Below are 18,712 nucleotides of genomic sequence, written 5' to 3' on the forward strand. Positions count from 1 at the left end.
GTGTTTCACGGATGGCGAGTCTGAACCTGAGCCCGCCTGCGGCGCGCTATCACGGCGATCAGGCCGTCGCGCCCGGGATGCTGGACTTCGCCGTCAACGTCCGTCACGGCCAACCGCCCGACTGGCTGCTGGGGCGGCTGGCCGCGCGGCTGCCCGACCTGGCGCGCTACCCGGGCGTCGACGACGTCCGCGCGGCGCAGGACGCGGCCGCCCAGCGGCACGGCCGGGCCCGCGACGAGGTGCTGCCGCTGGCCGGGGCGGCCGAGGCCTTCGCGCTGCTGGGCAACCTGCGCCCGGCGCGGGCGGCGATCATCGCGCCGGCATTCACCGAGCCGGAGGCGGCGCTGAGTGCCGCCGGAGTGCCGGTGCACCACGTGGTGCTGCGGCCGCCGTTCGGCCTCGCGGGCGCGGTGGTCCCCGAGGACGCCGACCTTGTCGTAGTGGGCAATCCCACCAATCCCACCTCGGTGCTGCACCGCCGCGAGGAGCTGCTCGCGTTGCGCCGGCCGGGCCGGATCCTGGTGGTCGACGAGGCCTTCGCCGACTCGATTCCCGGGGAGCCCGAATCGCTGGCCGGTGACGCGCTGCCCGACGTGCTGGTGCTGCGCAGCTTGACCAAGACGTGGGCGCTGGCCGGGCTGCGGGTGGGCTACGCGCTGGGGTCGCCGGAGGTGTTGGCGCGGTTGACCGCCACACGGGCGCACTGGCCGGTGGGCACGCTGCAGTTGACGGCCATCGCGGCGTGTTGCGCCCCGCGGGCGGTTGCCGACGCGGCGGCCGGGGCGGCGCGACTGGGGCAGCTGCGCGCCGAGATGGTGGCCGGGCTGGCGTCGGTGGGCGCCGACGTGGTCGACGGCCGGGCGCCGTTCGTGCTGTTCCGCATGCCGGAGGCCGTTGCATTGCGAAAACGACTGCATGACAGGGGAATTGCCATCCGTCGCTGTGATACGTTCGTCGGCTTGGACGAGCAGTACCTGCGGGCCGCGGTGCGCCGGGAGTGGCCGCTGCTGGTGCAGGCGATTTCGGAGGTGCGCCGGTGAGCGTGAAGCTGGCCGACGTCATCGCGGTGCTCGATGAGGCGTACCCGCCTCGGCTCGCCGAGGCATGGGATTCGGTGGGCCTGGTATGCGGTGACCCCGACGACACGCTGGAGTCGGTGACCGTCGCGGTCGATGCGACGCCCGCGGTCGTCGACGAGGTTCCCGACGCCGGCCTGCTGCTGGCCCATCACCCGCTGCTGTTGCGGGGGGTGGACACCGTGGCGGCCAGCACGCCCAAGGGCGCGCTCGTGCACCGGCTGATCCGGACCGGGCGTTCGCTGTTCACCGCGCACACCAACGCCGACTCGGCCAACCCGGGGGTGTCCGACGCGCTGGCGGCCGCCCTCGGGCTCGAGGTCGAGGCCGCGCTGGAGCCGGCGACGGGTGCGCCCGGCCTCGACAAGTGGGTCGTCTACGTGCCCAACGAGAACGCGGAAGCGGTGCAGGCGGCGGTGTTTGACGCCGGGGCCGGCCACATCGGCGACTACTCGCATTGCAGCTGGACCGTCACCGGCATCGGGCAGTTCCTGCCGCACGAGGGGGCCTCGCCCGCGGTGGGCAGCGTCGGCAACGTCGAGCGGGTCCCCGAGGACCGGTTCGAGGTCGTCGCGCCCGCGCGGGCGCGGGCCGCGGTGCTGGCGGCCCTGCGCGCCGCCCATCCCTACGAGGAGCCCGCGTTCGACATCTTCGCGATGGTCCCCCCACCCGGCGACGCCGGGCTGGGCCGCATCGGCAGGCTGGCCCGACCGGAACCGTTGCGCGACTTCGTCTCCCGCGTGCACGCCGCGTTGCCGCGGACGTCCTGGGGGGTGCGGGCCGCGGGTGACCCCGACATGCCGGTTTCGCGGGTCGCCGTCTGCGGCGGCGCCGGAGATTCGCTGCTGGCCGCCGCGGCCGGCGCGGGGGTCCAGGCCTACGTCACGGCCGATATGCGGCACCACCCCGCCGACGAGCACCGCCGCGCCTCGGACGTGGCCCTGATCGATGTGGCACATTGGGCAAGTGAATTCCCGTGGTGCGAACAGGCCGCCGACCTGCTGCGGTCGCGTTTCGGTGCGGAGCTTGCGGTGCGGGTGAGCTCGATCCGCACCGACCCTTGGAATGTCGAGCGCGGTGACAACGAGTCCGGGGGAGAAGAGTCATGAAAGCAGAAGTGGCACAGCAACGTTCGCTGCTCGAGTTGTCGAAACTGGATGCCGAGCTGTCCCGCCTCACGCACCGGGCGGCCCATCTGCCGGAGCAGGAGGCCTGCCGGCGCATGCAGGAGGAATACGACGCCGCCGGCGACCGCCTCGGTGCGGTGCGGATCGCTCTGGAAGACATCGACGCCCACGTCAAGCGGCTCGAATCGGAGATCGACGCGGTGCGCCAGCGTGAAGACCGTGACCGGGCGCTGCTGCAGTCGGGAGCGACCGACGCCAAACAACTGGCGGACCTGCAGCACGAGCTGGAGACCCTGCAACGTCGCCAGACCAGCCTGGAGGATTCCCTCCTCGAGGTGATGGAACGTCGCGAGGAGCTGCAGTCCCAGCTGGACACCGAGCAGAAGGCCCTCGAAACCCTGGAGGCCGAAATGGCCGGTGCGCGGCAGGCACTCGACGCCGCGCTCGCCGAGCTCACCGAAGCCCGCGAGCTGCATTCCTCACAACGCGACTCGCTGAGCGCCGCGCTGGACCCGGCCCTGTCCGCGCTCTACGAACGGCAGCGCGCCGGGGGAGGGCCGGGCGCCGCGCAGCTGCTGGGAAAGAGGTGCGGGGCCTGCCGGCTCGAGATCGACCGCGGGGAGCTGGCCCGCATCTCGGCCGCCGCCGAAGACGACCTGGTGCGGTGCCCGGAATGCGGCGCGATCCTGCTGCGGGTCAAGGGATTCGATCAGTGAAGGTCGTCATCGAAGCCGACGGCGGTTCACGCGGCAACCCCGGGCCGGCCGGCTACGGCGCGGTGGTGTGGACCGAGGACCGCGCGACCGTCCTCGCCGAGAACAAGCAGGCCATCGGCCGGGCCACGAACAACGTCGCCGAATACCGCGGCCTGATAGCCGGTTTGGACGACGCCCTCAAGCTCGGCGCCAGCGAGGCCGCGGTGTATCTGGATTCCAAGCTGCTGGTGGAGCAGATGTCCGGGCGGTGGAAGGTCAAGCACCCCGACCTGATCGAGCTGCATGCCCAGGCCAGAGCGCTGGCGGCGCGGTTCGACGGGATCAGCTACTCGTGGATTCCGCGGGAGCGCAATTCGCACGCCGATCGGTTGGCCAACGAGGCGATGGACGCCGCGGCCCGGGCCAACGGTGCGGCGGAGACGCCCGAGCCGGCCGAAGAGCCCGAACCCCCCGGCGCCGAGGCGGCGAAAGCCGTTGCGGCACCGTCGCCGACGGCGCCGGGCTGGACCGGCGCGCGCGGCACCCCCACCCGGCTGCTGTTGCTGCGACACGGGCAGACGGAGCTGTCGGTGCAGCGCCGCTACTCGGGGCGCGGCAACCCGGCGCTCACGGAGGTGGGGCGGCGGCAGGCCGACGCGGCCGCGCGGTATCTGGCTCAGCGCGGCGGGATTTCGGCGGTCTTCTCCTCCCCGCTGCAGCGGGCCTACGACACCGCGGCGGCCGCGGCCAAGGCCCTGGGCCTCGATGTGACCGTCGACGACGACCTGATCGAGACCGATTTCGGGGCCTGGGAGGGTCTGACGTTCGCCGAGGCCGCCGAGCGCGACCCCGAGCTGCATCGTCGTTGGTTGCGCGACACCAGCACCGCCCCGCCCGGCGGCGAGAGCTTCGACGCGGTGACCGATCGGGTGTCGAGGGCGCGGGAACGGATCGTCGCCGCGCACCAGGGCACGACGGTGCTGGTGGTGTCCCACGTGACGCCGATCAAGATGCTGTTGCGGGAGGCGCTGGACGCCGGGCCCGGCATCTTGTACCGGCTGCACCTCGACTTGGCGTCGCTGAGCATCGCCGAGTTCTATTCCGACGGAGCCTCTTCGGTGCGCTTGGTGAACCAGACGGCGTACCTAGCCGGCTGAGGGCGACGCGCCGCCGTAGTCGCCGAAGGACCACAGGTTGCCTTCGGGATCGCGGACGGTGAATTCGCGGGCGCCGTAGTCGGTTTCGGCCAGCGGCCGCACCACCTCGGCCTTATGCTGCAGCACCCGTTCGTAGAGCGCGTCGGGATCGGCGGTGACGACGTAGCCGCCGGCGGTGCCGGGTTCGCGGCACCACTGCGCGTCGGGCTTGTGGCTGCCCAGCATGATCCCTCCGCAGCCGTGCGGCCAGTTCAGCTGCGCGTGATCGACGGTCTCGCCCTGGCCGTAGCGCGCCGCGAGGACGAAGCCGAATGTCTCGACGTAGTAGTCGATCAGCGTGGGGGCGTCATGGGCCTGCAATGTCAACCAGACGGTCGGATTCGAAGCGGTCATGGCCCCACTGTGCGCCGAACGAGTGGCCGCCGTCTTGAATGTTTCGGAACTCGTCGGCCAGCCACCGTCGCGGCGGCACTCCGACGAACCGGACGAATTCGCGGGTCAGGTGCGCGTGGTCGCTGTACCCGGTGGCGGCCGCGACCCCCGCGAGGTCGACGCGTCCGTACCGGCGCGCCGACGCGGCGATGCGCGCCGTCGCGTGCTGGAAGCGCATCAGCATCGCCACCGTCTTGGGCGAGCGGCCGACCTCCTGGCCGAACAGCGTCGTCAGGTGCCGGGTGGTCACGCCGACCGTCTCCGCCACCGCGGCCACCGGTATCCGGCCCCGGCTGCGCTCCAGCAGGTGCCAGGCATGCGCGACCTCGGGACGCACGCTCGCGCTCTCGCGGCGCCGCCGCGCCTCGATGAGGTAGCGGGCCACCAACGCGAACACGTCCGGCCAGCCGTGCGCCTCGGTCACGCGATCGTGCAACTCGAGGCCGCCGCGGTCCAGCACGGCGGTCGCGTCGTACTCGGCGACGGGGAGCTCGGCGCTCGGCACGCCGAACAGCGCGCGCGATGCGAGCGGATGCACCGCCAGCTGCACGCCGGCCTGGCCCTGGCGCTGCCGCACGTGGCTGGCCTGCACGTGCAGCCCGCTCAGCAGCAGCGGGTTGGGGCGCGCCACGGCCAGCGCGTCGGCGCTGTCGCCGGCTTCCACCCCGTCGTCGAGGCTGACGATGAACGTCAACATCGCGGATGGCATGCCGCGGTGCACGGTCTCGGGAACGTCGAGCGTGCGGTATCCGACCATGGACGTCACGCCCGGCGCGCTGTGCGGCGGCGCCAGGTGGTATTCCGAGCCCCGGTCCATCGCTCCACGCTAACGCCGCACCGGTCAGCTGTGCAGGTGCAGCCGCTCGCCGTGCGGGCCGAAGATCACGATCGCCTCCACCGACCCGTCCACCACGCCGAACCAGTGCGGCGTCCACGTCGAGAATTCGACGGCCTGGCCCGGGTCGATGGTGAAGTCGCGGTCACCGAGGATGAGCCGCATCCGGCCGGAGAGCACGTACATCCAGTCCTGCCCCTCATGCACGGGCAGTTCCGCGGGCGGGTTGCGGCGCCGGGCGCTGACGCGAACCTTGAACGCGTGCAGGCCACCGGCGGGACCCTGACGGGTCAGCGGCCAGTAGGTGACGCCGTGGTGGGTGTGCGCGGCGCCGCGCACCCGCGGGTCCGGCGCCGACGAGGTCTGCAGCAGCTCGTCGGTGCTCACCGACAGAGCCCGGGCCAGCCGCGGCAGATGATCCAGCGCCAGGCGCCGTTTGCCGGACTCCAGGCGGCTCAGCGTCGAGACGTCGATGCCCGCCCGCTCGCCGACCTCCTGCAGCGTCATGCCTCGCTGCGCGCGCAGCTCCCGCAGTCTGCGCCGCACCACCAGGTCGATATCGGGGGTTTTTGCCTGCATGGCAATTCAGCTTGGCAAGTCGGGGCGGAATCGGCAAGCTCGCGGTATGGACAGTTCGTGCAAACCCGATGATGCCCAGCAATTCTGGGAAGACCGCTACAGTTCGACCGAGCGGGTGTGGAGCGGCCGGGTCAACCCCCGGCTCGCCGAGGTGGTCGCCGACCTGCCGCCGGGCCGCGCCCTGGACCTGGGCTGCGGGGAGGGAGCCGACGCCCTGTGGCTGGCCGACCGCGGCTGGCAGGTGGTGGCCGTCGACGTCTCGGACACCGCGCTGCAACGCGCCCGCACCGCAGCATCGGCACGGAATATGGCCTCCCACATCGACTTTGAGAGGCACAACCTCAACGAGACGTTCCCGCAAGGGATGTTCGACCTGATCTCTGCCCAGTATTTTCATTCGCCGGCCCGCCTGGACCGCGAAGACGTGCTGCGGCACGCCGCCGAACGGGTGAATCCCGGTGGCGTGCTGCTGATTGTGGACCACGGGGCGGTGCCGCCGTGGGCGCAGCACCACGATCACTCCTTCCTCGGCATCGAGGAGGTGATCGCCTCGTTGCGGCTGGATTCGACCGCCTGGACGCGGCTGCGGGCCGAGGCCGTCGAGCGCGAAATGACCGTCAACGGGGAAACGGCCAGGGTGCCCGACCACGTGATCGCGTTGCGGCGAGACCGATAACCCTCACGCCGCGTCGTGAAAGATCAGTCCCATGGCGTAGCGCTGCCCGGTGCGAACCACGGACACGCCGTGGCGCACCGGCGCCGCGGACCAACCGCGGGCCGAGGGCACCGGCCGCTCCCGCGTGGTGAAGACGTAGCCGTGCCCCTGCGGCAATTGTGTTGCCGTGCCCCGGGATTGCGCCCGAAGTCGCTGCTCGACCAGCAGGAATTCGCCGCCGGTGTAATCGGTGGCCGGGTCGCTGAGGTTGACCACCACCTGCAGGGGGAACACCAGGTCCCCGTAAAGGTCCCGGTGCAGCGCATTCCAGTCGCCCGCACCGTATTTCAGCATCAGGGCGGTGGATCGGGTCCGGCCGGCGGCGTGGCAGGCCGCCAGCCAATCGTCGAGGCGGTCCGGCCAGGGCGCGTCCCGGCGCAGCCGGCCCCACCAGTCGCGGGCGATCGGCAAAAGCCGCGGATAGAGCGCCTGTTTGAGTTCCTCGATCGGCGCCGGGTAGGGCGCGTGGAAATAGCGGTACTGCCCGGACCCGTACCGTTTGGGCGCCATGTCGATCGTGGAGCGAAACAGCGCGTCGTCGGCGTAGAGCGCGCGCAGCCGCGCCGCCTCGCTGGGCGTGATCAGTCGCGGCAGCAGCGCCCCGCCGTACTCGTCGACCGCGGCGGCGATCGCGTCCCAATCGCCTGAATCGACACGCCTTTTCCACCGGGACATCGCGGGCCTTCCCCTTCGTGATCCGAGTCCACGGTAAACGGTTGCTGGCCCCGGCCCGGTGCAGCGGGTACCGTTTATCGTCGCGGACGAGTTGGCCGGGCGGCCGCGGGCCGTCGCAAGGCGGTTCGAGGAAAGTCCGGACTTCACAGAGCAGGGTGATTGCTAACGGCAATCCGAGGTGACTCGCGGGAAAGTGCCACAGAAAACAGACCGCCACCCTCGCGGTGGTAAGGGTGAAACGGTGCGGTAAGAGCGCACCAGCATCCCGGGTGACCGGGGTGGCTCGGCAAACCCCACCCGAAGCAAGGCCAAGAAGGCCGCACCGCTGGTGCGGCCGCGCAGGCGTCCGAGGGCTGCTCGCCCGAGCCTGCGGGTAGGCCGCTCGAGGCACCCGGTGACGGTGTGTCCAGATGGATGGTCGCCGCCGCACCGCCGTTGCTCACGCGCGGCGGTGGGGAACAGAATCCGGCTTACAGGCCAACTCGTCCGCCTTCAGCCCCTTCGGCGACTAATGCCCGGCCTTGCGCACCGCCTTGGCGAGCTTGCGCAGCGTGTCGTCGAGTTCGCTGCGGCACCGCTGCGCCAGGTCGGCCTCCCGCTGATACAGCAGGCCGTAGGTGAAGGTGTCCTCGCCGGCGGCGTGTGCGATGTCCGCCTCCTGGCGCAGGTGTTCCCGGCTGACCACGCTGTCTTGATGATCACCGAGCAGCGACTGCACCGCCTTGGCCCGCTCGGACACCTTGGCTTCCCCGGTGGCGGCCGCGGTGTATCGAAGTCGCTTGGCGCGCTTGCGGATTCGATGTATCGCTTCGTCGCGGTGGTGGTCGCCGGGGTTCTCCCGATCGACCTGGGCGGCGGCCTTGGCGGCCTTGCGGACCTTCTTGTACGCGGCCTCGATGGTGACCGGGGCCTGCTCCTCGGCCGAGGCGGCGCCGGGGGTTTGGACCGCGATCGCCTCCAGGGAGTCGAGCAACCGGAAGTAGCGTTGCGAGCGCATCGCGATCAACGAGCGGCGCAGGCCGGTCTGGTAGCGGCGCTGCGCGCCCCCGACCAGCCGTTCGCGCACCGGACCGCGCACCAATTCCGGTGCGAGCCCGTCCAAGTCACGCTCGTAGCGCTCGGCGAGCACCTCGGCGTCGCGCGCCATCCCCAAAATCCCGGCGAGCTCACGCAGCTCGTCCAGGACCCATCCCTCGTCGGGCAAGCCGAACGAATCCTGGTAGTCGCGCAGCAGGCTGCGCAGCTTGCGGGTGGTCACCCGCATCTGGTGGATGGAGTCATACGCGTCGGCGCGCACGGCGCGATCCCACACCAGCAGCTCGCCGACTTGCTCGGCGATGGCGCGCTGCAACGGATCCTCGCTCGGCTGCGCGCCGTTGGGGGGCGGCGGGGTGCCGAGCACCCGCGCCAGCTTGGAGCCGTGTCCGGCGGGCGCGGCGCCGGCGTCCAGCAGCCGGTTGCTCAACCGGTTCAGCAGCTCGGTGCCGGCCGCGCCGTTGGAGTGGCCGCCGGCTTCGAGGAGCTCCAATTCCCACTCCCGCCATTCGAGCTCGGTGGGCGGCGCACCGGATTCATCGGAGCCGTCGTCGGGCCCCCGCGTCGACCACGCGGTGACGTGGTCGTTGCTGAACTCGGCCAGCGCGACGCCCGCGGCGTCGTACAACACCTGGCTCTCGCGCTCGGTGGTGATGCGCGCGACCGGCTGCAGCGGACGGTCACGGACGATCGCCAGCACGACGTCCGCCAACTCGGCGGGCACGGTGTTGTTGCCGTCGGGTCCGGACGCGTCCAGCGGCGCGCGGACCTCGGTGCGCGCGTCGGGCCCGGCCGGCAGCTTCAGGTGCCACCCGGCGTCGGAGCCGCCGGTGCGGCGCCGCAGGGTGATCTTGTTGCGCGCGAGGTCATGTGCGGGCGTGTCGAAGTACGTCGCATCCAGGGTTTGCGTCGGCGCCTTCTCGACGTGGGCGACCGCGGCGATCCCCTCGAACGACGGCGACACGGTGGACTCGCCGACATCGAATTTGCGCTCTACCTCCAGATGACGCGAGGTCTGCGGCGTTTTTGCAGGCATCTTCGGCTCCGTTGAGGGCGCGTCGCCGCGGCCTTGAACGTAATGGACGGTGGGGATGAGACCCATAGCCTGCCATACGGAGGTGACGACGTTATGGCGGCGGCGGAGGAGGGGGCGGAGCCGTCGTCTCGTCCTCCGGCAGCGGCGCATAGGCCGCGGGTGGAGGGGCATAGCGGGCGATGTTGTCGGCGATGTTGGTGCAGCCGCTCACCGAGATGCGTCGGCCCGCGCCCACGCACACGGTCGCTTCGACCCGATCGGCGGATGGCGCCGCGGTGAGAATCGCGGGGACGGACACCACGCCCGAGAACACCAGCAATGCGGCAAGCCCGCGGCGGCGATTCATCTGCACTCTCCTTCGGACCCCTCAGTGCATTGTGCCGTCACAGCGCGGCGGGCGGGCCCGGAATCTGAATATCGACGCCGCCGCCGACGCCGCCTCCGAAAAGAGTTAGGCGGTGTGCACGTTCGGGGTGCGGACGTGTTCGGGACGAAGGCCGCGCCCGAAGGCGATCGGCGGGATGGAGCGCAGCGGGCCCCGTCCCACGATCGCGGGGATCGGGATGGGTGACAGGTCACCGCCGTTCAGATTGGGCGCGATCACCCGGTCCTGTGCGAACACCTGGATCGCCTGGATGACCCGGGCGGGCAGCTCTCGGCGGCGCTGCACCTTGGCGAGGTCCGCGTCGCGCAGACGTCCGTCGCGCAGTGGGGCGCACAGGATGTTGGCCGCCGCCACCGCATCGGCGACGGCCAGATTGATGCCGACGCCACCGATCGGCGACATGGCGTGGGCCGCGTCGCCGATGCACAGCAGGCCGGTGCGCCACCACGTCTCGAGCCGGTCCACCCGCACGTCGAGCTGACTGGTCTGGTCCCAGGAACGAAGGTCGTCGACGTGTTCGCGCAGCTGTGGCCGCGCCGCGACGATGCGCTCTTTGAACGCCTCCAGCGACCCGTCGCGGGGGTCGGACCCCTTGGGCATCAGATACGCGATCTGCCAATAGTCGCCCCGGTAGATCAGCGCCATGGTGAGGCCCCGGCGGGCCACCCCGTACAGCTCCTGCGGATCGCCGGGTCGCCAGTTGAGCCGAAACCACAACACGTCCATCGGGGAGTGCGCGGCGGCGGTCCTTAGGCCGGCCGCCGCCCGCACCGCGGACTTGCGCCCGTCCGCGCCGACGACCAGGTCGGCGCGCACCTCCACTTCGGGCGTGCGCGCCCCGATCACCCGATCGCCGTCAAAGATCAGGTCCTTGACTTCGGCGTTGCGGATCAGCGTGAATTCCGGGTAGGCAGAGGCCTTTTCGGCGAGGAAGTCGAGGAAGTCCCACTGCGGCATCAACGCGATGTACGGCTGTTTGAAACCCAACCGTTTGAGCACGCCGAAGTTGCCGAAGGTGCGGATCGTCCCGTCGGTGTCGAACGCGACACGGTCGACTTTGGTGTGCGGCAGGCGCAGAAGCTCATCGACCAGCCCGAGCTCGTCCATGATCCGCAGGGTGCTCGGGTGCACCGTGTCGCCGCGGAAGTCGCGCAGGAAGTCATTGTGCTTCTCCAAGACGACAACCCGGATCCCCGCGCGGGCGAGCAAGAGCGCGTGAACGAGACCGGCGGGGCCCCCACCGGCTACGCAAACCTGGGTCTGAAGCACTTCCGCCACGGCCCGACCCTACCGCGGTCGCGCACTTGTTTGCCGCCTGATTCGCGCGTGCGCGGCGGGCAAACCCCTTATGGTTTGCGGTACGAATACCGCTCGCCTTGGGCGATGGTCGACGAAGGAGCGTTTGCATGGGGTCTTTTGTTCGCCCGGCGGCCCGGGCCGTTGCCGGCGGGATGGCGGCCTGCGCGGCCACTGTGGCAATGCTTTTCGCGACGGCGGGTTGGGCCGCCGCGGACGTGCCGGCCGACGAGCCGGCGCCCGCGTCGCAACCCAATTGCACGGCGGCCGACCTGGCCCAGGTCTCGTCGGGCGTCGCCGCGGCCACGTCGGCGTACCTGTTCACGCACCCCGACGTCAACGACTACTTCACCAGCTTGAAGGGCCAGCCGCGCAGCGACATGCATGATCAGTTGAAGCAGTACATGGACGCCAACCCGCAGACCCACGCCGACCTCGAGGGCATTCGCCAGCCGCTGACCGACTTCCAGAATCGGTGCCGCTGACGCCTGCGGGTCAGCCGGCCGGCGGCGGCCGCAGATGCATCGCCAGGTCGCTCAACTCGAGGATCGTCTCAATCTCGGTGTCGCGGAACGGCCGTCCGTCGGGACCGAGCAAGTCGTGAAACCATTCCTGCGGCATCGCCGGATCCGGGTTCGGGTGGTCCCAGGAGTCCCAGGGAAAGTACGTCTGGGTTTTGCCGGCGACGAATCCCCAGTTGAACGCGCCGACGCCGGCGCGCTTCGCGATCGGCAGGATGTTTTGCACCGTGCTGCCCAGCGGCCGGGCCATGTACTCGGTGCACAGGATCGGGCGCCCCAGCGGGACGAGCTCGGCGATGCGCCTCTCGAACACCGCCGGCTCGCCGTAGCAGTGGAAGGTGATGACGTCGGAGTTGTCGAGCTGGATCCCGGCGATGACGCTGCGGCGCGCCGGGTCGGCCCACTCGCCGTGCCACACGCCGCTCGTCAAGGGCTGGCGGGGATCGACCAACCGCGCCCACTCGAACACCTGGGGCAGCAGGTTGGCGACCAGGTCGAGCTTGTCCTTGCGCTCCACTGAGGCGTAGGTGTCCGCGGGGTTGTCCGGCTCGTTCCACAGGTCCCAGCCCAAAATGCGGTCGTCATTGCGGAATTGGGTCAGGACCCCGGTGACATAGCCGCGCAGGGTGCGGATGTAGCCGCGGTCGCCGAGGCGCTCGGCGCCCGGGCTCTGCACCCAGCCGGAGTTGTGGATGCCGGGCCGCGGCGCGGGCTGCGGACCCGGGCGCGGGAACGGATCCCAACACGAATCGAACAGCACGAACAGGGGTTTGATGCCGTGGCGGGCCGCGATGTCGACAAACCGCGCGAGCCGGCCCTGGAACCCCCGGTGGTCCTGCGCCCAGAGCAGATCGTGCAAAAAGACCCGCACCGCGTTGAACCCGTTGGACTGGGCCCAGCCCAGTTCGGTGTCGATGCGCCCGGGATCGAAGGTATCGGCCTGGAACATCTCCAGCTGGTTGATGGCGTTGGACGTGATGTAGTTGGCGCCCACCGGCCAGCCCTGCGCTTGATACCAGCGGTTGGCTCGCTCGGGTGACCATCGGCTTGCCTGCGGCGAGGTGCGCGGCGGCTGCGCGGACGCGTGCGGTGTGCGGGCCAAAACGATGCCTCCTGCCACTAGCAGCGGGAACTTCAGCACCGTTCGACGGTGTACGAAGCCACCACGGTCCCCCCGGTCGATGTGGTCCACCTTTGCTCTTTTGAGTCCGGATCGTCTCTTAACAACGATCGTACATGCCTGCCACACAACGTTTTTCGGCACTTTCGTTGTGACCGGGGTAACGTGGTGGTCAACGAGGCGGGACCCTCAGCGCGGTGGTCCCGGCGCGCAGCAGGACGTGCCGTGAATCGCGCGGTGGCGCGCCGGATCAGAAGCAGTGTTCGTCGGCGGGGAAAACCCCACCGGCCACCTCTTGCGCATATTGCGTTGCCGCGCGGCGCAATTCCCCGCCGATGTCGGCGAAGCGCTTGACGAAGCGGGCGGCCTTGCCGCTGCTCATGCCGGCCATGTCCTGCCAGACCAGGACCTGGCCGTCGCAGTTCGGTCCGGCCCCGATCCCGATGGTCGGAATGGTCAGCTTGCCGGTGATCTGGGTGGCCAGCTCGGCCGGCACCATCTCCATCACCACGCAGAACGCCCCGGCCTCGGCGACGGCGATCGCGTCGGCGATGGTCTGTTCGGCCGCGTCGCCGCGGCCCTGGACCCGGAAGCCGCCGAGGCTGTTCACGCTCTGCGGGGTGAACCCGATGTGCGCCATCACGGGGATGCCGGCGGCGGTCAGGCAGGCGATCTGCTCGGCGACCCGCTCGCCGCCCTCGAGCTTCACCGCGTGCGCGCCGCCCTCCTTCATGAACCGCGTGGCGGCGGCCAGCGCGGCGGCGGGCCCGGCCTCGTAGCTGCCGAACGGCAGGTCCGCGACGACCATGGCGTGCTGGGCGCCGCGCACCACGCCGCGAACCAACGGGATCAGTTCGTCGACCGACACCGGCACGGTGGTGTCGTAGCCGTAGACGACGTTGGCCGCCGAGTCGCCGACCAGCAGGACCGGGATGCCCGCCTCGTCGAAAATGCGGGCGGTCGAATAGTCGTAGGCCGTGAGCATCGCCCACTTGTGCCCCTCGGCCTTCCACTTCTGCAGGTGGTGGGTGCGGATCTTGGTGAGCGGCTGCGCGGGCGCAGGCGAGTTGGCACCGTAAACGTTGTGCTCAGACATCATTGTCCCTAGTGGGTGGTCGGGTCGATCCTCGTGGCCCTCAGTCTTTGAAAAACCTGAACGGGTCCCCGGGTTCGTCTGACGGTGTCATTCTGCCATTTCTTCGGCACGGTTGAAACGGCGCGACAGTGTGAGACAGGCCATGCTCCGCGCGCGGCGGTGCCGCTGATCAGGATCTCAGGTTTCCTCTGGCAGCATATGTTGGCATGGGTTTGACTCGCCGCGGCACGCGCGCGCGCACGCTGCTGATCTGGACGTCGGTCGCTGCCGTCGCGCTGCTGGTGGCGGGCTGCGCGCGCGTGGTGGTGGGGCGCGCCGTCATGTCCGAACCCAAGCTGGGCCAGGCGGTGGAGTGGACGCCGTGCCGGGCCGCGAACCCGAAGGTCAAGCTGCCGGCCGGCGCGTTGTGCGGCAAGCTCGCGGTGCCGGTCGACTACGACAACCTCGACGGCGACGACGCCACCCTGGCGATGATCCGTTTTCCCGCGACCGGCGACAAGATCGGTTCGTTGGTGATCAACCCCGGCGGGCCGGGGGAGTCCGGCATCGAAGCGGCGTTGGGCGTCGTCCAGTCGCTGCCGAAGCGGGTCCGCGAACGGTTCGATTTGGTCGGCTTCGATCCCCGCGGGGTGGGCGCGTCGCGCCCCGCGGTCTGGTGCAACTCCGACGCCGACAACGACCGGCTGCGCACCGAGCCCAACGTCGACTACAGCCCGGCCGGCGTGGCCCACATCGAGGACGAGACCAAGCAGTTCGTCGGCCGCTGCGTCGACAAGATGGGCAAGGGCTTCCTGGCCAACATCGGGACGGTCAACGTCGCCAGGGACCTCGACGCCATCCGGGCCGCGCTCGGCGACGACAAGCTGACCTACCTCGGCTACTCCTATGGCACCCGGATCGGCTCGGCGTACGCCGAGGCCTTCCCGAACAAGGTGCGGGCGATGATCCTCGACGGGGCCGTCGACCCCAACGCCGATCCCATCGAGGCCGACCTGCGGCAGGCCAAGGGATTCCAGGACGCGTTCAACAACTACGCCGCCGACTGCGCGAAGCAACCGAGCTGCCCGCTGGGCACCGACCCGGCCAAGGCCGTCGACGTCTACCACAGCCTGGTCGACCCGATGGTCGACCCCAACAACCCCATGATCGGCCGGCCGGTCCCGACCAACGACCCGCGCGGGCTGAGCTACAGCGACGCCATCGTCGGCACCATCATGGCGCTGTACTCACCGAATCTGTGGCACCACCTGACCGACGGCCTGTCCGAACTCGTCGACCATCACGGCGACACCCTGCTGGCCCTGGCCGACATGTACATGCGCCGCGACGCGCACGGCCACTACACCAACGCCACCGACGCGCGGGTGGCGGTCAACTGCGTCGACCAGCCGCCGATCACCGACCGCGCCAAGGTGATTGACGAAGACCGCCGCTCCCGGGAGATCGCACCGTTCATGAGTTACGGGCAGTTCACCGGCAACGCGCCGCTGGGCACCTGCGCGTTCTGGCCGGTACCGCCGACGAGCAAGCCGCACACCATTTCCGCGCCCGGCCTGGCGCCCACGGTGGTGGTGTCGACCACGCACGACCCGGCGACCCCCTACAAGGCCGGCGTGGACCTGGCCGACCAGCTGCGCAGCTCGCTGCTGACCTACGACGGAACCCAGCACACCGTCGTCTTCCAGGGCGACAGCTGCATCGACAACTACGTGACGGCCTATCTGGTCGGCGGCACCACGCCGCCCAGCGGCGCCAAGTGCTGACGCCGAACGTGCACTCCCGGCGGGATTTTCGTCGATCCGTCGCCATGCGTGCACGCTCGGTGAGGAGCACAGCCGAGACCAAGGCGTAATCGTTTCGCGCTGCCACGGGTACCCGCGGCTGCAACGATGACTGCCATGTCGCGCCTGAGATCCTTGAGCTCGGCGCTGCTTTCGTTCGGTCTGGTGCTCGGTGGTTCCGCCGCGCTGCCGGTGGCCGGCGCCACGCCCGAGCCCGGTGCCGGGCAGACCCCGGCGCCGAACCCGCCGGCGGCCGCGGTGCCGCAGGGCTGGGGAAGCTGCGACCAATTCGTCTCGGACACAAGCGATATCCCGGCCGCGCGATGCACCACGGTGTCGGTCCCGATCGACTACAACAACCCCGGGGGCGCCCAGGCCAAACTGGCGGTCATCCGCGTGCCCGCGACCGGACAACGGATGGGGTCGCTGCTGGTCAATCCCGGCGGTCCCGGCGGCTCGGCGGTCGACATGGTGGCCGCGATGGCGCCGGACCTGGAGAACTCGCCGGTGCGGCGCAACTTCGACCTGGTGGGCTTCGACCCGCGCGGGGTGGGCCACTCCACTCCGTCGCTGCGCTGCCGCACCGACGCCGAGTTCGACGCGTACCGGCGCGAACCGATGGTCGACTACAGCCCGGCCGGTGTCGCGCACATCGAGCAGCTCTACCGGCAGCTGGCCCAGCAATGCGTCAACCGGATGGGCAGCGCGTTTCTGGCCAACGCCGGCACCGCGTCCGTCGCGCGTGACATGGACGCGGTGCGCCAGGCGCTGGGCGACGAACAGATCAACTACCTGGGATACAGCTACGGCACCGAGCTGGGCACCGCCTACCTGGAGAAGTTCGGCAACCACGTGCGGGCGATGGTGCTCGACGGCGCCATCGACCCGACCGTCGGCCCGATCGACGAGAACGTCAACCAAATGGCCGGATTCCAAACGGCTTTCAACGACTACGCCACCGACTGCGCGCGCTCGCCCGGCTGCCCGCTGGGCACCGACCCGTCCCAATTCGTCGCCCGCTACCACGCCCTGGTCGACCCGCTGGCCACCAAGCCCGCCCGCACCGCGGACCCCCGCGGGCTGAGCTACGCCGACGCGACCACCGGCACCATCAACGCGCTCTACACGCCGACGCACTGGAAATACCTGACCAGCGGCCTGCTCGGCCTGGCGCGCGGCACCGACGCCGGCGACCTGCTGCTGCTCGCCGACGACTATCAGGGACGCGGCCGCGACGGGCACTACTCCAACGACCAGGACGCGTTCAACGCGATCCGCTGCGTCGACGCCCCGAACCCGACGGACCAGGCCAGCTGGGTGACCGCGGATCAGCGGATCCGCCAGGCCGCGCCCTTCCTCAGCTACGGGCCGTTCACCGGAAACGCTCCCCGCGATTTGTGCGCGCTCTGGCCGGTGCCGCCGACGTCGGCGCCGCACGCCGCGCCGGCCATGGCGCCGGGCAAGGTCGTCGTCGTCTCCACCACGCACGACCCGGCGACCCCGTATCAGGCCGGGGTGAACCTGGCGCGCCAGCTGGGCGGCCCGCTGATCACCTACGACGGCACGCAGCACACCGCGGTGTTCAACGGCGACCAATGCGTGGACAACGCCGTGGTGCGCTACCTGGTCGCGGGCACGCCGCCGCCGGCCGCCTACACCTGCCGGTCCTGACCAGCGACCGACGGCCCCGCCGCGGCCATCGCAACGGTTCTGAGCGGGCATCGGTAACACAGAATTAACAGCCGTTGCATACTGTTCGAGTTATGGATCGTCAGAAGGAATTCGTGCTGCGCACGCTCGAGGAACGAGACATCCGCTTCGTTCGGCTGTGGTTCACCGATGTGCTCGGCTTCCTCAAGTCGGTCGCCATCGCCCCGGCCGAACTCGAGGGCGCCTTCGAGGAGGGCATCGGCTTCGACGGATCCTCGATCGAGGGCTTCTCGCGGGTCTCGGAGTCCGACACCGTCGCCAACCCCGACCCGTCCACCTTCCAGGTGCTGCCGTGGGCCTCGCCCAACGGTCACCACCACTCGGCGCGGATGTTCTGCGACATCACGATGCCGGACGGCTCGCCGTCCTGGGCGGACCCCCGCCACGTGCTGCGCCGCCAGCTGCAGAAGGCCAACGACCTGGGCTTCTCCTGCTACGTGCATCCCGAGATCGAATTCTTCCTGCTCAAGGCCGGCGCCGACGACGGGACGCCGCCGATCCCGGTCGACAACGCCGGCTACTTCGACCAGGCGATCCACGACTCCGCCTCGAACTTCCGCCGCCACGCGATCGAGGCGCTGGAGTTCATGGGCATCTCGGTGGAATTCAGCCACCACGAGGGCGCGCCCGGACAGCAGGAGATCGACCTGCGCTTCGCCGACGCGCTGTCGATGGCCGACAACGTGATGACGTTCCGCTACGTCATCAAGGAAGTGGCGATCGAGAACGGCGCCCGCGCGTCCTTTATGCCCAAGCCGTTCGGGCAGCACCCCGGCTCCGCGATGCACACCCACATGAGCCTGTTCGAGGGCGACGTCAACGCGTTCCACAGCCCCGACGACCCGCTGCAGCTCTCCGATGTGGGCAAGTCCTTCATCGCCGGGGTCCTCGAGCACGCCTCGGAGATCAGCGCCGTCACCAACCAATGGGTCAACTCCTACAAGCGGCTGGTGGGCGGCGGCGAGGCGCCGACCGCCGCGTCGTGGGGCGCGGCCAACCGCTCCGCGCTGGTGCGGGTGCCCATGTACACCCCGCACAAGACGTCGTCGCGGCGCGTCGAGGTCCGCAGCCCCGACTCGGCCTGCAACCCGTACCTGACGTTCGCCGTGCTGCTGGCCGCCGGGCTGCGCGGGGTGGAGAAGGGCTACGTGCTGGGGCCGCAGGCCGAGGACAACGTGTGGGACCTGACCCCCGCCGAGCGCCAGGCGATGGGATACCGCGAGCTGCCCACCAGCCTGGACAGCGCGCTGCGCGCCATGGAGTCCTCCGAGCTGGTCGCGGAAACCTTGGGGGAGCACGTCTTTGACTTCTTCCTGCGCAACAAGCGCACCGAGTGGGCGAACTACCGCAGCCACGTCACCCCGTACGAACTGAGCACCTACCTGTCGCTGTAGCGGTTTCATGCGCCGCCCGCGCCTGAAGATCGGCGGGTTGCGATACC

The 18,712-nt window shown here is 70.1% G+C and carries 18 protein-coding genes and 1 other RNA gene; 10 read left to right on the forward strand and 9 right to left on the reverse strand.

The genetic code is table 11. From position 1 onward, the window contains the following. The first annotated feature begins 11 nt into the window (after window positions 1–11). The 4 genes from cobC to K883_RS18585 are packed head-to-tail and all read left to right on the forward strand — an operon-like array spanning window position 12 to window position 4,055. Window positions 12–1,040, forward strand: a complete 1,029-nt coding sequence (gene cobC, locus K883_RS18570; RefSeq protein WP_036455175.1) for an Rv2231c family pyridoxal phosphate-dependent protein CobC — start codon at window positions 12–14, stop codon at window positions 1,038–1,040. After that, entirely contained in the window at window positions 1,037–2,185 is a 1,149-nt protein-coding gene (locus K883_RS18575) for a Nif3-like dinuclear metal center hexameric protein (RefSeq protein WP_036455176.1), read from the forward strand. Before cobC ends, K883_RS18575 begins: the two co-directional genes overlap by 4 nt. Next, window positions 2,182–2,919, forward strand: coding sequence for a zinc ribbon domain-containing protein (locus K883_RS18580; protein ID WP_036455177.1), 738 nt, complete (start codon window positions 2,182–2,184; stop codon window positions 2,917–2,919). The genes K883_RS18575 and K883_RS18580 overlap by 4 nt, the downstream gene beginning before the upstream one ends. Then, window positions 2,916–4,055, forward strand: a complete 1,140-nt coding sequence (locus K883_RS18585; RefSeq protein WP_036455178.1) for a bifunctional RNase H/acid phosphatase — start codon at window positions 2,916–2,918, stop codon at window positions 4,053–4,055. Before K883_RS18580 ends, K883_RS18585 begins: the two co-directional genes overlap by 4 nt. Here K883_RS18585 and K883_RS18590 read toward each other — a convergent pair. The 3 genes from K883_RS18590 to K883_RS18600 form a co-directional block, all read right to left on the reverse strand. Continuing rightward, window positions 4,044–4,448 (reverse strand): VOC family protein, encoded by a 405-nt coding sequence (locus tag K883_RS18590; protein WP_036455179.1) that lies wholly within the window; start codon window positions 4,446–4,448, stop codon window positions 4,044–4,046. The genes K883_RS18585 and K883_RS18590 overlap by 12 nt on opposite strands. Next, window positions 4,402–5,244 carry a helix-turn-helix domain-containing protein gene (locus K883_RS18595; protein WP_036455602.1) on the reverse strand — a complete coding sequence of 281 codons (843 nt, stop codon included), beginning with the start codon at window positions 5,242–5,244 and terminating at the stop codon, window positions 4,402–4,404. The genes K883_RS18590 and K883_RS18595 overlap by 47 nt, the downstream gene beginning before the upstream one ends. An 84-nt stretch (window positions 5,245–5,328) precedes the next feature. Then, entirely contained in the window at window positions 5,329–5,901 is a 573-nt protein-coding gene (locus K883_RS18600) for a helix-turn-helix domain-containing protein (protein WP_036455180.1), read from the reverse strand. Between the two features lie 46 nt (window positions 5,902–5,947). Here K883_RS18600 and K883_RS18605 point away from each other — a divergent pair, with 46 nt between their 5' ends. Then, window positions 5,948–6,577, forward strand: a complete 630-nt coding sequence (locus K883_RS18605; RefSeq protein WP_036455181.1) for a class I SAM-dependent methyltransferase — start codon at window positions 5,948–5,950, stop codon at window positions 6,575–6,577. A gap of 3 nt (window positions 6,578–6,580) precedes the next feature. Here K883_RS18605 and K883_RS18610 read toward each other — a convergent pair whose 3' ends face one another. Next, window positions 6,581–7,291, reverse strand: coding sequence for a 2OG-Fe(II) oxygenase (locus tag K883_RS18610; RefSeq protein WP_036455182.1), 711 nt, complete (start codon window positions 7,289–7,291; stop codon window positions 6,581–6,583). 87 nt (window positions 7,292–7,378) lie between these two features. Between K883_RS18610 and rnpB the strand changes: the two genes are divergently transcribed. Next, an RNA gene (gene rnpB / locus K883_RS26275) (RNase P RNA component class A) lies at window positions 7,379–7,780 on the forward strand. A gap of 19 nt (window positions 7,781–7,799) precedes the next feature. Here rnpB and K883_RS18615 read toward each other — a convergent pair. From K883_RS18615 to K883_RS18625, 3 genes are all read right to left on the reverse strand, one after another. Beyond that, complete coding sequence (locus K883_RS18615; protein WP_020822288.1) at window positions 7,800–9,362, reverse strand: CYTH and CHAD domain-containing protein; 1,563 nt, start codon at window positions 9,360–9,362, stop codon at window positions 7,800–7,802. A gap of 91 nt (window positions 9,363–9,453) precedes the next feature. Next, window positions 9,454–9,708 (reverse strand): hypothetical protein, encoded by a 255-nt coding sequence (locus tag K883_RS18620; RefSeq protein ID WP_020822289.1) that lies wholly within the window; start codon window positions 9,706–9,708, stop codon window positions 9,454–9,456. Window positions 9,709–9,813: 105 nt separating this feature from the next. Continuing rightward, window positions 9,814–11,025, reverse strand: coding sequence for an FAD-dependent oxidoreductase (locus tag K883_RS18625; protein ID WP_026071568.1), 1,212 nt, complete (start codon window positions 11,023–11,025; stop codon window positions 9,814–9,816). Between the two features lie 128 nt (window positions 11,026–11,153). On the opposite strand from K883_RS18625, the gene K883_RS18630 reads away from it, so the two are divergent. Further along, window positions 11,154–11,528: a heme-binding protein gene (locus tag K883_RS18630; RefSeq protein ID WP_176476791.1), complete on the forward strand. Its 375-nt coding sequence runs from the start codon at window positions 11,154–11,156 to the stop codon at window positions 11,526–11,528. A 10-nt stretch (window positions 11,529–11,538) separates the two neighbouring features. Here the strand turns inward: K883_RS18630 and K883_RS18635 are convergent, their stop codons facing one another. Next, window positions 11,539–12,747: a glycoside hydrolase 5 family protein gene (locus K883_RS18635; protein WP_195183257.1), complete on the reverse strand. Its 1,209-nt coding sequence runs from the start codon at window positions 12,745–12,747 to the stop codon at window positions 11,539–11,541. A 187-nt stretch (window positions 12,748–12,934) separates the two neighbouring features. Continuing rightward, window positions 12,935–13,780 carry a 3-methyl-2-oxobutanoate hydroxymethyltransferase gene (gene panB / locus K883_RS18640; protein WP_036455606.1) on the reverse strand — a complete coding sequence of 282 codons (846 nt, stop codon included), beginning with the start codon at window positions 13,778–13,780 and terminating at the stop codon, window positions 12,935–12,937. Between the two features lie 206 nt (window positions 13,781–13,986). Here panB and K883_RS18645 point away from each other — a divergent pair, with 206 nt between their 5' ends. The 3 genes from K883_RS18645 (at window position 13,987) to glnA (ending at window position 18,665) form a co-directional block, all read left to right on the forward strand. Continuing rightward, window positions 13,987–15,543: an alpha/beta hydrolase gene (locus K883_RS18645; RefSeq protein WP_008255962.1), complete on the forward strand. Its 1,557-nt coding sequence runs from the start codon at window positions 13,987–13,989 to the stop codon at window positions 15,541–15,543. Between the two features lie 126 nt (window positions 15,544–15,669). After that, window positions 15,670–17,232 carry an alpha/beta hydrolase gene (locus K883_RS18650; protein WP_086426976.1) on the forward strand — a complete coding sequence of 521 codons (1,563 nt, stop codon included), beginning with the start codon at window positions 15,670–15,672 and terminating at the stop codon, window positions 17,230–17,232. A 92-nt stretch (window positions 17,233–17,324) separates the two neighbouring features. Further along, a complete protein-coding gene (glnA, locus tag K883_RS18655; protein ID WP_009954926.1) occupies window positions 17,325–18,665 on the forward strand; it encodes a type I glutamate--ammonia ligase in 1,341 nt (446 codons plus the stop codon). Window positions 18,666–18,712 lie beyond the last annotated feature (47 nt).

This window comes from Mycobacterium sp. TKK-01-0059, assembly GCF_000709305.1.
Lineage (GTDB): Bacteria > Actinomycetota > Actinomycetes > Mycobacteriales > Mycobacteriaceae > Mycobacterium > Mycobacterium intracellulare.

Excerpts from the sequence above, each read along its gene's own strand:
- cobC (WP_036455175.1), top strand. The coding sequence starts at position 12 with ATGGCGAGTCTGAACCTGAGCCCGCCTGCGGCGCGCTATCACGGCGAT.
- K883_RS18580 (WP_036455177.1), top strand. The coding sequence starts at position 2,182 with ATGAAAGCAGAAGTGGCACAGCAACGTTCGCTGCTCGAGTTGTCGAAA.
- K883_RS18590 (WP_036455179.1), bottom strand. The coding sequence starts at position 4,448 with ATGACCGCTTCGAATCCGACCGTCTGGTTGACATTGCAGGCCCATGAC.
- K883_RS18595 (WP_036455602.1), bottom strand. The coding sequence starts at position 5,244 with ATGGTCGGATACCGCACGCTCGACGTTCCCGAGACCGTGCACCGCGGC.
- K883_RS18600 (WP_036455180.1), bottom strand. The coding sequence starts at position 5,901 with ATGCAGGCAAAAACCCCCGATATCGACCTGGTGGTGCGGCGCAGACTG.
- K883_RS18605 (WP_036455181.1), top strand. The coding sequence starts at position 5,948 with ATGGACAGTTCGTGCAAACCCGATGATGCCCAGCAATTCTGGGAAGAC.
- K883_RS18610 (WP_036455182.1), bottom strand. The coding sequence starts at position 7,291 with ATGTCCCGGTGGAAAAGGCGTGTCGATTCAGGCGATTGGGACGCGATC.
- K883_RS18615 (WP_020822288.1), bottom strand. The coding sequence starts at position 9,362 with ATGCCTGCAAAAACGCCGCAGACCTCGCGTCATCTGGAGGTAGAGCGC.
- K883_RS18620 (WP_020822289.1), bottom strand. The coding sequence starts at position 9,708 with ATGAATCGCCGCCGCGGGCTTGCCGCATTGCTGGTGTTCTCGGGCGTG.
- K883_RS18630 (WP_176476791.1), top strand. The coding sequence starts at position 11,154 with ATGGGGTCTTTTGTTCGCCCGGCGGCCCGGGCCGTTGCCGGCGGGATG.
- panB (WP_036455606.1), bottom strand. The coding sequence starts at position 13,780 with ATGTCTGAGCACAACGTTTACGGTGCCAACTCGCCTGCGCCCGCGCAG.
- K883_RS18645 (WP_008255962.1), top strand. The coding sequence starts at position 13,987 with ATGGGTTTGACTCGCCGCGGCACGCGCGCGCGCACGCTGCTGATCTGG.
- K883_RS18650 (WP_086426976.1), top strand. The coding sequence starts at position 15,670 with ATGACTGCCATGTCGCGCCTGAGATCCTTGAGCTCGGCGCTGCTTTCG.
- glnA (WP_009954926.1), top strand. The coding sequence starts at position 17,325 with ATGGATCGTCAGAAGGAATTCGTGCTGCGCACGCTCGAGGAACGAGAC.